This window comes from Citricoccus sp., from assembly GCF_032154715.1.
Taxonomy (GTDB): domain Bacteria; phylum Actinomycetota; class Actinomycetes; order Actinomycetales; family Micrococcaceae; genus Citricoccus.
Genome location: NZ_JALDXU010000100.1, coordinates 1 through 12,103, shown reverse-complemented (window position 1 = coordinate 12,103; position 12,103 = coordinate 1). Strand labels below are relative to the sequence as shown.

The 12,103-nt window shown below is 69.0% G+C and carries 10 protein-coding genes; 8 read left to right on the top strand and 2 right to left on the bottom strand.

Annotated features, from left to right (window positions below; genetic code table 11):
* The 5 genes from RUH65_RS13470 to RUH65_RS13450 form a co-directional block, all read left to right on the top strand.
* A partial coding sequence (locus RUH65_RS13470) for a dihydrolipoamide acetyltransferase family protein (protein ID WP_313818073.1) occupies positions 1-683 on the top strand: 683 nt, incomplete at its 5' end.
* 86 nt (positions 684-769) lie between these two features.
* Complete coding sequence (leuC, locus tag RUH65_RS13465) at positions 770-2,161, top strand: 3-isopropylmalate dehydratase large subunit (RefSeq protein WP_313818077.1); 1,392 nt, start codon at positions 770-772, stop codon at positions 2,159-2,161.
* Positions 2,162-2,172: 11 nt separating this feature from the next.
* The gene (gene leuD / locus RUH65_RS13460; RefSeq protein WP_313818072.1) at positions 2,173-2,814 is read left to right on the top strand and encodes a 3-isopropylmalate dehydratase small subunit; all 642 of its coding nucleotides are present in this window, start codon (positions 2,173-2,175) and stop codon (positions 2,812-2,814) included.
* Between the two features lie 4 nt (positions 2,815-2,818).
* Entirely contained in the window at positions 2,819-3,616 is a 798-nt protein-coding gene (locus tag RUH65_RS13455; RefSeq protein ID WP_313818070.1) for an RraA family protein, read from the top strand.
* 74 nt (positions 3,617-3,690) lie between these two features.
* A complete protein-coding gene (locus RUH65_RS13450) occupies positions 3,691-5,115 on the top strand; it encodes a 2-hydroxycarboxylate transporter family protein (protein WP_313818068.1) in 1,425 nt (474 codons plus the stop codon).
* Between the two features lie 84 nt (positions 5,116-5,199).
* On the opposite strand, the gene RUH65_RS13445 is transcribed toward RUH65_RS13450, so the two are convergent.
* Positions 5,200-6,006, bottom strand: a complete 807-nt coding sequence (locus RUH65_RS13445) for an alpha/beta fold hydrolase (protein WP_313818067.1) — start codon at positions 6,004-6,006, stop codon at positions 5,200-5,202.
* Positions 6,007-6,173: 167 nt separating this feature from the next.
* Positions 6,174-7,787: an AMP-binding protein gene (locus RUH65_RS13440; RefSeq protein WP_313818066.1), complete on the bottom strand. Its 1,614-nt coding sequence runs from the start codon at positions 7,785-7,787 to the stop codon at positions 6,174-6,176.
* Between the two features lie 131 nt (positions 7,788-7,918).
* Between RUH65_RS13440 and RUH65_RS13435 the strand changes: the two genes are divergently transcribed.
* The 3 genes from RUH65_RS13435 to RUH65_RS13425 all read left to right on the top strand — a co-directional run bounded on the left by RUH65_RS13435 (position 7,919) and on the right by RUH65_RS13425 (position 12,016).
* Positions 7,919-10,186 (top strand): heavy metal translocating P-type ATPase, encoded by a 2,268-nt coding sequence (locus tag RUH65_RS13435; RefSeq protein ID WP_396180279.1) that lies wholly within the window; start codon positions 7,919-7,921, stop codon positions 10,184-10,186.
* Positions 10,187-10,196: 10 nt separating this feature from the next.
* The gene (locus tag RUH65_RS13430) at positions 10,197-10,733 is read left to right on the top strand and encodes a hypothetical protein (protein ID WP_313818065.1); all 537 of its coding nucleotides are present in this window, start codon (positions 10,197-10,199) and stop codon (positions 10,731-10,733) included.
* A gap of 104 nt (positions 10,734-10,837) precedes the next feature.
* On the top strand, positions 10,838-12,016 hold the full coding sequence (locus tag RUH65_RS13425) for a CueP family metal-binding protein (protein ID WP_313818064.1): 1,179 nt from the start codon (positions 10,838-10,840) through the stop codon (positions 12,014-12,016).
* Positions 12,017-12,103: the final 87 nt, after the last annotated feature.

Here is a 12,103-nt window from a genome sequence, read left to right as displayed (position 1 = left end):
CCCGGATTCCGGTCAAGGGCGTGCGGAAGGCGACGGCGAAGGCCATGGTGGCCTCGGCCTTCACGGCGCCTCACGTCACCGAGTTCCTCGACGTGGACGTGACGGCCACCATGGATTACCTGGCCCGCGCCAAAGCCGAGCAGTCTTTCGGCGAGGGCGTCAAGGTTTCCCCGCTCGCGGTGCTGGCAAGAGCCGTGTGCTGGGCGCTGGCCCGGACGCCGCAGATGAACGCGTCTCTGGACGGGGAGGAGATCGTGGTCAAGGACTACGTGAACCTCGGGATCGCCGCCGCCACGGACCGCGGACTGATCGTGCCCAACATCAAGGACGCCCAGGAGCTTGGTCTCGCCCAGCTCGCCAGCGCCATCACAGAACTGGCCGGGACGGCCCGCGCGGGGACGACCACGCCGGCGGCCCAGGCCGGGGGCACCATCACGATCACCAACGTCGGCATGTTCGGCGTGGACGCCGGCACCCCGATCATCAATCCGGGGGAGTGTGCCATCATCGCCTTCGGCCAGATCGCCAAGAAGCCGTGGGTGGTCGGCGACGAACTCGCCGTCCGCCAGGTCACCACCCTCTCCGTCTCCGCCGACCACCGCATCGTGGACGGTGCCGCCATCTCCACCTTCCTGGCCGACCTCGGCCGCGCCCTGAACGACCCGATGAGGATGCTCTCCTGATGACCACCACCCTGACTGACAGTCCCGATAACACCGCTCCAGATTCCGGCCGTAGGGCCACCACGGGGCTCACGGCCGCGGACAAGATGTGGAACGAGCACGTCGTGCGGCATAACGACGACGGCACGGACCTGATCTACATCGATTTCCACCTGCTGCACGAGGCCAACACCCCCGCCGCGTTCGACGGGCTGCGGGAGGCCGGACGCGGGGTGCGGCACCCAGAGCTCACGCTCGGGACGGAGGACCACATCGTCCCAACCACGAACATCCTTGGGGACATCTCGAACACCCCGGCGGCCCTGCAAGTCAGCCACATCCGGCGCAATTGCGAGGAATTCGGGATCGAACTGTACAGTCTCGGCAACGAATCCCGGGGCATCGTGCACGTGATCGGCCCCGAGCTGGGCATCTCGCAGCCCGGGATGACCGTGGTCTGCTGTGACTCGCACACCACCACCAACGGCGCGATGGGGGCTCTGGCCTTCGGCATCGGCACCTCGCAGGTGGAACATGTGCTGGCCACCCAGACCCTGCCGATGCGCAAGATGAAAAACATGCGGGTCACCGTGGAGGGCGAGCTGGCTGAGGGCGTCACGGCCAAGGACGTGGCGCTGGCCATGATCCGGCAGATCGGTACCGGCGGTGGCCAGGGCCACGTCATCGAGTACCAGGGCTCGGCGATTCGAAGCATGTCTATGGAGGGGCGGATGACCCTATGCAACATGAGCATTGAGGCCGGGGCCCGCGCCGGGATCGTGGCCCCGGACGAGGTCACCTTCGATTACCTGCGGGGGCGGAAGTTCGTGCCGACCGGCGCCGCGTTCGACGCCGAGGTCGAATACTGGAAGACGTTCACCTCAGATGAGGACGCCGTGTTCGACCGGGAGGTGCACATCGATGCCGCCACGTTGTCCCCCCAGGTGACCTGGGGGACCAAGCCGTCCCAGACGGTGACGATCTCCGGCGTTGTCCCGGACCCGGTCGGGCTGGGCGACGAGACCGAGCAGGCCGCCGCCGAGCGGGCCCTGGAGTACATGGGGCTGGAACCCGGCACGCCCATGAAATCCATCGCCATCAACTCCGTGTTTATCGGCTCCTGCACGAACGGCCGCATCGAGGACCTTCGGTCCGTGGCTGAAGTGTGGAAGGGCCGGACGGTCTCCCCGGACGTGAAGGTGTTCCTGGTCCCTGGCTCGGAGACGGTCCGTCGTCAGGCGATCGAGGAGGGGCTCGACCAGGTCTTCGAGGACGCCGGCGTCCAGTTTCGACACTCGGGCTGCTCCATGTGCGTCGGGCTGAACGCCGACCGGCTGGGCGTGGGCGACCGCTCCGCCTCCACCAACAACCGCAACTTCGAGGGCCGTCAGGGGCCGGGTGCGCGCACCCACGTGGTGTCCCCGCGCGTGGCAGCAGCCAGCGCCGTGCTGGGCCGCCTCGCCGAACCGACCGACCTCTCCCTCCGACCTGCCCTCTGAAGGAGGCTGACATGGAAGCATTCACCGCCCACACCGGCACAGCCGTCCCGCTGCGCAAGACGGACATCGACACGGACCAGATCATCCCCGTGCGCTTCTGCGCCACCCGGGTCACGAAGGCCGGTTTCGGCGAGGGCATGATGGCGGATCTACGCACGGAGCCGGACTTCGTGCTGAACCAGCCGCAGTATAACGGCGCCACCGTGCTCGTCGCGGGGGAGAACTTCGGGGTCGGCTCCTCCCGGGAATGGGCCGTCTGGGCGATCATGGACTACGGTTTCCGGGCCGTTTTTTCTACGCGATTCGGGGACATCTTCCGCAACAACGCCGCGGCCAACGGACTTGTGGCCGGCACCATGCCACAGGACTCGATCACGCAGCTCTGGAAGCAGGTCGAAAACCACCCGGACGAGCCGGTCACCGTGGACCTGGAGAAACTCGAGGTCTCCGTGGCCGGGATGACCTTCGGCTTTGAGTACCCGGCGGACTTCCGCTGGCGCGTGCTCAACGGCATCGACGAGATCTCCCTGACCCTCCAGGCCGAGGACGAGATCGCGGCATTCGAGGGGCGGCGCCGGCGGAGCAAGCCGGCAGTCCCGCTGACCCGAGACGCCCCGATGCCCACGCCCATCCGTCTCCAAGCAGGGGCCTGAGCCGATGGCCGCCCCCACCGCCACCAGCGCCGGCGCCTCACTGCCGGAGGATGTCCGGCGACGGCTGCCAGGACGTGTGCCGTCCGAGCTCATCCGGACCGTGGACGTGCCCCGCCACCCTGAGTCAATGGGTGCGGAGCTGCTGGCCCTGCCGGACATCAGCTCGGCGGTGGCCGATGCCCTGGACAAGTCCAGCCGCGGCGCGGTGCTGACGAGCACCGAGATGTCGCCGCTGACCGTCGGCCAGCGCATCGTGGGCCCCGCCGTCACCCTGCACTACGCGCCTCTCGACGGGGACGTCTCCGCCAACCGGGACCGCGGAGCAGGCCTCCAGTTGGGCGACCGGGACCTCTACGGCGTGGCCCGGCCCGGGGACGTCGCCGTAGTCGGCGCTGGAGCCCTCTCGGACCTCGCCGTGGTGGGCGGACTCTCCGCCGCCTGGGCGCGCAAGGCCGGGGTGGCCGGCGTTGTGACGGACGGCGGCGCGCGAGACGGCGACTCCATCACGGCCACCGGGCTACCGGTCTGGTCCCACGGCCGCACCCCGCACGCCGTGCGATACCGCGCCGAGACGGTGGCGATCAACGGACCGGTGGCCCTGGGCAACGCCGTGGTCCGTCCCGGCGACTATCTCGTGGCGGACGGGGATGGCGTGTGTGTGGTCCCCCATGACCTCTTCCCCCAGATCGTCCGGCAGTGCGTCCTCGCGCAGGAGGCCGAAAACCGACTCCTGGAGACGATTGCCGCCGCCCAAGATCTCGAGAACCTCGTGGCCGCCACCGAAACCGACGCTCCCGACTGATAGAAGCACCACCAGACAGCAGCACTCCCGAACGGCGGCGCATCCGTGCCGTCCAGCCCAGCTAGGAGATCCACATGTCGAACCACACCGCAGCGCCGACCGCCACCCAGGATCATCCGGGCAGATTGTCCGGAACCTACCGCGAGACGAACCCCCCGGGTGGTTCCGGGCCGGCGGACGGCACCACGGGGAGGTGGTGGACGTCCGTCAAGGTGATGGGCATCCCGCTCGTCTACTTTGCCGCACTCTTCCTGCTGCTGACGGTGGCGGCGGTGACGGACCACCTCCCGCCGTCCATGCTCATCGGCTTCACGGTGACCATGGTGATCGCCGGGGCCCTCACCAAGATCGGTGACAGCCTCCCGGTGCTGCGCGACTTCGGCCTGCCGATCATTCTGTGCCTGATCGTCCCAGCCATCCTGGTCCAGGTCGGCGTGATGCCCGAGTCTGTCGTGACCGTGATCGACACCTTCGTCGAGGACCAGGGCTTCACGGACTTCGTCATCATGGGCGTGATCGCCGGCGCCATCCTCGGCATGCCCCGAAAGCTGCTCATCAAGGCCGGCCTGCGCTACCTGCTCCCGGTGGCCGGCACCGTCGTCCTTGTCTTCCTCGCCGTCGGTGCCATCGGCGCCGCGATCGGCTTCGGATTCGTGAAGGCCATCCTCTTCGTGGCTGGGCCGATCATGGCCGGTGGCCTGCCGCTGGGCGCCCTGCCGATGTCCGACATGTACGCGGCCCAGACCGGTGGCAACGCCGCCGACTTCCTCAGCGAGCTGATGTCCGTGGTCATCTTCGCCAATCTGCTCTGCGTGTTCCTCGCGGCGATTCTCAACGGCATCGGCAAACGGGGCGCAAAACCCTTCGTCGGCTTCAACGGCAATGGCGACCTACTGCGGGTGCACGACACGAACGGCGACCTGGTCCAGGAGGAGAAGGTGTATAGCGCCAGGTTCGTCCACATGGCGCAGGGCCTGGTCCTGGCGGGCATCATCCTGCTGGCCGGAATGCTGCTCAATGCGCTCATCCCATCCCTGCACCACTATGCCTGGGCGGTCATCATCGCCGCCGCCGTGAAGATCCTCGGGCTTCTCCCGAAGGAGCTCGAGGAGGCCTCGTCAGCGTGGAGCGAGTTGACCATGTCGGCCTTCGTCCCGGCCCTCGTGGTCGCGCTCTCGACCTCGATCATCGACATCGACGGTGTGCTGGCCGCCTTGAGCAACCCGACGCTGCTGCTGATGACAGTCGCGACCGTGGTCTTCGCTGCCGTGGTGTCCGGCATCCTGGGCTACTTCATGAAGTTCTACTTCATCGAGGCATGTCTCCTGCCGGGACTCGTCATGGCGGACACGGGCGGCTCCGGCGACGTCGCGGTGCTCTCCGCTGCCGAGCGCATGAACCTGATTCCTTTCGCCACCATCGCCACCCGGCTCGGCGGGGTGCTGGTGCTCTTTGTGACTTCCTTGATGGTGCCGTTCCTGTCCTCCGGCATGGTCTAGCCACCCAACCGCCAGCGTTTCGCGGGCAGAACCACTTGTGAATTCTGCCCGCAAAACGCTGGTGCGGGGCGGCGGGTAGCCGCCTCAGGAACCCGAGGGGCCGACGTCGGCCAGGAATCCCAGGACGTCCGGCACCACCTGCTCGGCGAACTCCTCGAAGAACCCGTGCCGGCCGCCCGGATAGAGGCGCAGCCGGGCGCCGGGGATCCGCTGGGCGATCAGGGCGGCGTTCTCGGCCGGGACCATGAGGTCCTCGGTGCCGTGCAGGACCAGCGTGGGGGCGGTGAACGACGGCAGGGCGCCCCAGGCATCGTGGCGGTCACTGGCCCGGCGGTGGCCCACCTGCTCGCGGGGGCTCATGGTCGGATCGCCGAGCAGGGTGCTGTCCTCGGGCCGTCCGGGCCAGTCGGGGGTGTAGAAGAGCTCGTGCAGTTTGGCCTGCTGCTCCTCGCGGGACCCCTGCGCCAGCCACTGCCGGGTCTCCTGCTTGCGCTCGTGGGCATGCTCCCCGCCGGGGGAGGTGCAGCCCAGGACCAGGGCGGTCACCCGGTCCGGGTGGTTCACCGTGAGCATCTGCGCCACGCGACCGCCCATGGAGGTGCCGAACACGGCAGCGGTGTGGATCCCCGCATGGTCCAGGGCCGCCACGGCGTCCTCGGCGAAGAGAGCGGTGGTCCAGTCGCCCAGGTCTCCACGGCTGTGGCCGGTGCCGCGATAGTCCACGGTGACGGTGCGGTGGGTGTCCTCGTAAGCGGTGCGGATCCCGTCCCACCAGTGGTGCGAGTTCGCCTGGCCGGGGAGCAGCAGCAGGGCTGGGGCGTCCTCGGGCCCGCCAGTCTGGATCGCGAGCGGAAAGCCGTCCCGGGCATGGGCCGTGAACTCCTCGTGCATGAGCCTCCTTGCTCTGGTCGCTCCGGTCGACAACCTCGTCCTGCGAATTTCCGGGTGTCGCGCCTGATTCGGCGTGCGACACCCGGATCATCGCATGATGAGCGGGGGCGGGGCATCCGGCAACGCCTGGGCTGACTCCGGATCACCTCCGGCCGCCCTGCGGATTCTCAGGCGAGCAGGTCCATCGCCTGCGCTCGCAGATCCACTTTGCGGACCTTGCCGGTGACCGTCATGGGGAACTCCTCGATGACCTGCACGTAGCGGGGCACCTTGTAGTGCGCGATCTTTCCGGAGCAGAACTCACGCAGTGAGGAGGCGGTGGGCTCCGGGGCGCCCTCGCGGATCCGGATCCACGCCATCAACTCCTCGCCGTACTTCTCGTCCGGCACTCCGACCACCTGGGCGTCCACAATGTCCGGGTGGGTGTAGAGGAACTCCTCGATCTCGCGCGGGTAGATGTTCTCCCCGCCGCGGATCACCATGTCCTTGATGCGGCCGGTGATCTGCACATAGCCGTCCGCGTCCATCAGGCCGATGTCCCCGGTGTGCATCCAGCCCTCGGCATCGATGGCCTCGGCGGTCTTGTCCGGATCGTTCCAGTAGCCCTTCATCACGGAGTAGCCCAGGGTCTGCAGCTCGCCGGCCTCCCCGCGGGGCAGCACCTCGCCGGAGACCGGATCCACCACGCGGACCTCGAGGTGGGGCCCCACGCGCCCCACGGTGCCGACGCGCTGGTCCAGGCTGTCCCCCGCGGTGGTCTGGAGGGAGACCGGGGAGGTCTCCGTCATCCCGTAACAGATGGAGACGTCCCGCATGTTCATCTGCTCGATCACCTGGCGCATCACGTGCTCCGGGCAGGGCGAGCCGGCCATGATGCCGGTGCGCAGGGTGGAGAGGTCGTAGGAGGTGAAGTCCTCCAGGCCGAGCTCGGCGATGAACATGGTGGGCACCCCGTACAGGGAGGTGCAGCGCTCGGTGGCCACGGCGTGCAGGCTGGCGGTGGGGTCGAATCCCGGGGCTGGGATGACCATGGCCGCCCCGTGGGTGGTGCACGCCAGGTTGCCCATCACCATGCCGAAGCAGTGGTAGAAGGGCACGGGGATGCAGACCCGGTCGGCCTCGGTGTACTGCACACGCTCGCCGACGAAGAAGCCGTTGTTGAGGATGTTGCGGTGGGACAGGGTGGCGCCCTTGGGGAAGCCCGTGGTGCCGGACGTGTACTGGATGTTGATCGGGTCGTCCGGGGTCAGATGCGCGGCGATCCGCTCCAGGCGGACCGGGTCCGCGTCCGTGCCGGCCAGCCGGTTCCACTCCTCGCCGCCGATGATCACCACGTCCTGCAGCTCTGGGCAGTGGGGCTCGACCTGGGTCAGCATCGCCTCGTAGTCCGAGGTCTTGAACGATCCCGCCGCCACCACGGTGCGGATCCCGGACTGGTGGAGCACGTACTGGAGCTCCTCCGTCCGGTAGGCCGGATTGATGTTCACCAGGATCGCGCCCATCCGCGCGGTGGCGTACTGGATCAGCGTCCATTCGGGCAGGTTCGGCGCCCAGATTCCCACCCGGTCACCCGTCTCGATGCCCATCCCCAGCAGTCCGGTGGCCACGCGGTCGACGTCGGCCGCGAACTCCGCGTACGTCCAGCGCCGCCCGCTCGGCACGTCCACCAGCGCTTCGCGCTCGCCGAAGGCGGCGACGGTGCGGGCCAGGTTCGCGCCGATGGTCTCCTCCAAGAGGGGAGTGCTGGTCTCGCCGCGGTCAAGGGAGAGCTGGGTGGTCATGGGACTCCTGTCAGCGGGTGTGATCGGGATCACGAAGATCGGTCGGTGCCGACTCTAGTTACTGATCGCTAACCGGTCCAGTGGCGACGGATCGCGTGGGTCCCGCCTTGATTCAGATACCCCCCAGGGGTATGGTTGCCGCGACAAGGGCCCCAGCGGGGCCTTCACGAGGAACACGAGCGAAAGGAACGACCGTGAGCGGACACGTCCCACTTGATCAGCACGCCGGTCAGGATCACCGCCAGCAGCCGCAGAGCGAGCACCCCGGTCACAACGGTCATGGCGAGCACGGAGGCCACAGCGAGCACGGAGGCCAGCGGGAGCACGGTGAGCACGGCGGTCACGATCACTCGCACCATGTCGGCCAATTCCGCCGCCTGTTCTGGATCATGCTCGCGATGGGCGTCCCGGTGGTCGCGACCTCGCCCATGTTCGGCATGATCCTCGGCTACGAGGTCCCCGGCTGGGCAGCCTGGATCGCCCCGGTCCTCGGAACCGTGATGTACCTCTGGGGCGGCCGGCCGTTCCTGACCGGGGCGGTCAGCGAGATCCGCCAGCGCCAACCGGGGATGATGCTGCTCATCGGCCTGGCGATCACGGTGGCCTTCCTCGCCTCCTGGGGTGCCACCCTCGGTCTGCTGCACCACGAACTTGAATTCTGGTGGGAACTGGCCCTGCTGATCGTCATCATGCTCCTGGGCCACTGGGTGGAGATGCGCTCCCTGGCCCAGACCACCTCCGCACTCGACTCCCTCGCCGCGCTGCTGCCGGACGAGGCGGAACGCGTCGGTGGGCCCGACGGAAGCACCATCACCACCGTCGCTCCGTCCGAACTGCGCCACGGAGACGTGGTCATCGTCCGGCCGGGCGGCCGGGTCCCGGCCGACGGCACCGTGGTGGACGGCTCGGCGTCCATGGACGAGTCGATGATCACCGGTGAGTCGGTCACCGTGCGCCGGTCCGAGGGCGATCCCGTGGTGGCCGGCACCGTCGCCACGGACTCAGGGATTCGCGTGGAGGTGACGGCCGTCGGTGAGGACACCGCCCTGGCGGGCATCCAGCGGCTCGTCACCCAGGCCCAGTCCTCGTCCTCGCGTGCGCAGCGACTGGCGGACCGGGCGGCCGCCTGGCTGTTCTGGTTCGCCCTCGGTGCCGCTGTCATCACCGCGATCGTCTGGACCGCCCTCGGGCTGCCGGACGAGTCGGTGGTCCGCACCATCACGGTGCTGGTCATCGCCTGCCCGCACGCCCTCGGCCTCGCCATCCCGCTCGTCGTCTCGATCGCCACCGAGCGGGCGGCCCGCGGCGGCGTGCTCGTCAAGGACCGGCTCGCGCTGGAGGCCATGCGCACCGTGGACACGGTGCTGTTCGACAAGACCGGCACCCTGACCAAGGGTGCCCCGGCGGTCACCGGCGTGGAACCGGCCACCGGGTACGACGCCGGCCGCCTCCTGGCGCTCGCGGCCGCGGCCGAGGCGGATTCCGAGCACCCGCTGGCGCGGGCCATCGTCGCCGCGGCGGCCGAGCGGGACCTGGAGGTGCCCGCCGCGAGCGGTTTCTCCTCCTCTCCGGCGGTCGGGGTCCGGGCCGACGTCGTGATCGGTGCGGACGGGGGCAAGGACGGGCGCGGGGACCGCGGCGGGGAAGGGGCTGAGGCCGCGACGCACACGGTGATGGTGGGTGGACCGTACCTGCTGGAGCAGGAGGGGATGGGCGAGCTGCCGATCGCCGACGACTGGCGTGAGGAGGGGGCGATCATCCTGCACGTGATCGTGGACGGCCAGGTCGCCGGCGCCCTGAGACTGGCCGACGAGATCCGGCCCGAGTCCCGGGACGCCGTGACCGGTCTGAGGGACCGCGGCGTCCAGGTGGTCATGATCACCGGCGACGCCGAGGCCGTGGCGGCCGCCGTGGCCGGTGAGCTGGGCATCGAGCGCTACTTCGCCGGGGTGCGGCCGGAGGACAAGTCCGCCAAGGTCCAGCAGCTGCAGGAGGAGGGCGGCAAGGTGGCCATGGTGGGAGACGGTGTCAACGACGCCCCCGCGCTGGCCCAGGCCGACGTCGGGATCGCGATCGGTGCCGGCACGGACGTGGCGATCGCCTCGGCCGGCGTGATCCTGGCCTCCGACGACCCGCGGGCGGTGCTGTCCGTGGCGGAGCTGTCCCGCGCGAGCTACCGGAAGATGAAGCAGAACCTGTGGTGGGCGGCCGGATACAACCTGTTCTCGGTCCCTCTGGCCGCCGGTGTCCTCGCGCCGATCGGGTTCGTGTTGCCCATGAGCGTCGGGGCGATCCTCATGTCCCTGTCCACGGTGGTGGTAGCACTGAACGCCCAGCTGCTGCGGAAGGTGGACCTGCGTCCGGCCACGCTGGCCGGTGAAGCGGACGCAGGATCCTAGACTGGACGCCGTGTTCACCCTGTCCAGCGCCTCGAGCCGGTGCCGCCTGCGGGCCGGCCCCCGTTGTGCTCTGCTGGGCGGCCTCCTGGCCGTGCTGGTGGTGCTCGGGGTCCTGGCCATGCACACCATGCAGGTGCAGACCGCCGTGGCCGCGTCCGATCCGGCACAGGGTGCCTCGGCTCCTGCCGCCCACACCACCGGTTCCCCAGGCGTGGTGCACTCCGGTGACGGGGACGCTGCACCGGTGGCCGGCGTCGGGATGCACCACGCCGACGGCACCGCCGGCACCACCGGTGGCTCCTCGACCCACGGTGGTGCGGCCGGCGCGGCAGGGGACCTGGACTGTGAGGGCTGCCCCGCCGCCCATCTCGGCCTGGCGATGACCTGCCTGGTGGCGTTGCTGCTGGTGCTTTTCGTGCTGACACCGCCACGCCTGCTGCGCGTTTCCACCGGCCAGCGGCCCCGCGCGGGACCGTTGCCGGGTCTGGTGCGCCATGTCGTGCCCCGGCCACCTTCCCTGCAGGAACTCTGCATCAGTCGGACGTGAGCGGCTGGCATCCATGCTCTTTTGCGGATGCCTCAGCCACTGGTGCCCGGATGACCGATCAACCGGGCCTCTCCCGATCGACGACAGCAGAGACGAGAACCACCATGAACACCATCCTGAAGAGGAACACCCTGATCCTCGGCGCGGCCCTCTCCGCCGCGCTGACCCTGAGCAGTTGTGCCGGAGACTCCGGGACGAGGCCGAGTGACAGTGCCGGCGCGTCATCCACCGAGTCGTCGGCGGCCTCCAGCGGGGAGGCGGGCCCAGCCGACGTCATGTTCGCGCAGATGATGATCCCGCACCACGAACAGGCCGTCGAGATGTCCGACATCCTGCTGGCCAAAGATGGTTTGAGGCCGGAGGTCGCCACCCTGGCCGAGGAGATCAGAGCCGCGCAGGCCCCGGAGATCGAGCAGATGAACTCCTGGCTGGAGGACTGGGGCGTGGATCCGCAGGCGACAGATCACGGCTCCATGGACCATGGGGGCATGGACGGCATGCTGGCGCCCGCCGAGCTCGAGACACTGGAACAAGCCGACACCGCGGAGGCGACCCGCCTGTATCTCGAGGGGATGATCGAACACCACGAAGGGGCCGTGCAGATGGCCGAGGACGAGGTCGCCGGCGGACAGGATCCGGATGCAGTCGCGCTGGCCAAGGACATCATCGAGACCCAGAACGCCGAGATCCGCGAGATGCGAGACCTGCTGGATGCCGGGCCGGAGGCGGCCGGCCCGGACGGCGCGCCAGGCTCGGACGGTGCCCCAGGCTCGGATTCCGCCGTGGTGGGCGATCCGGATCTGCTGGCCGATCACGGCCTGGTCGGCCTGGACGCCCGAACGATCATCGAGCGCCTGGATACGCAGGCCGTGGCCGAGCGGCCCACCGACCTGGTGGCATCGGTCCAGTCGGAACAATTGGTCGTGGCCGACGACCGTGGTCGGCAGGCCGCGGTGGCGATGCCGGCCGACGAGGTCTACGTCTCGGCGGCACCGTACGAGTCGCAGACGCACGAGTGCCACTTTCACAGCCTGACGACGTGCCTCGGCGAGCTGCGGAACCAGGATGTGCGCGTCACCGTCCTGGACCAGGCGACCGGGGAGGTCCTCATCGCGGACCGGCTTCAGACCTTCGACAACGGTTTCGTGGGTCTGTGGCTGCCGCGGGGAATCGAGGCGGAGCTGACGGTGGAGCATGACGGCAAGTCCGCGACGTCGATGGTCTCCACCCGCAACGCTGACGACGCGACGTGCCTGACAGATCTGCGACTGATGGGCACCTGACCGGTCTTGTCGGTGCCCTGACCGCCGTGGAAGTCCAAGATGCCGTGCCTGCGGTCTCCGCCACGGTACCGGGCCGGTGCCGGGAAC

What these genes read in the sequence shown, in the direction of transcription:
- leuC (WP_313818077.1), top strand. Translation starts at nt 770, where the DNA reads ATGTGGAACGAGCACGTCGTGCGGCATAACGACGACGGCACGGACCTG.
- leuD (WP_313818072.1), top strand. Translation starts at nt 2,173, where the DNA reads ATGGAAGCATTCACCGCCCACACCGGCACAGCCGTCCCGCTGCGCAAG.
- RUH65_RS13455 (WP_313818070.1), top strand. Translation starts at nt 2,819, where the DNA reads ATGGCCGCCCCCACCGCCACCAGCGCCGGCGCCTCACTGCCGGAGGAT.
- RUH65_RS13450 (WP_313818068.1), top strand. Translation starts at nt 3,691, where the DNA reads ATGTCGAACCACACCGCAGCGCCGACCGCCACCCAGGATCATCCGGGC.
- RUH65_RS13445 (WP_313818067.1), bottom strand. Translation starts at nt 6,006, where the DNA reads ATGCACGAGGAGTTCACGGCCCATGCCCGGGACGGCTTTCCGCTCGCG.
- RUH65_RS13440 (WP_313818066.1), bottom strand. Translation starts at nt 7,787, where the DNA reads ATGACCACCCAGCTCTCCCTTGACCGCGGCGAGACCAGCACTCCCCTC.
- RUH65_RS13435 (WP_396180279.1), top strand. Translation starts at nt 7,919, where the DNA reads ATGGTTGCCGCGACAAGGGCCCCAGCGGGGCCTTCACGAGGAACACGA.
- RUH65_RS13425 (WP_313818064.1), top strand. Translation starts at nt 10,838, where the DNA reads ATGAACACCATCCTGAAGAGGAACACCCTGATCCTCGGCGCGGCCCTC.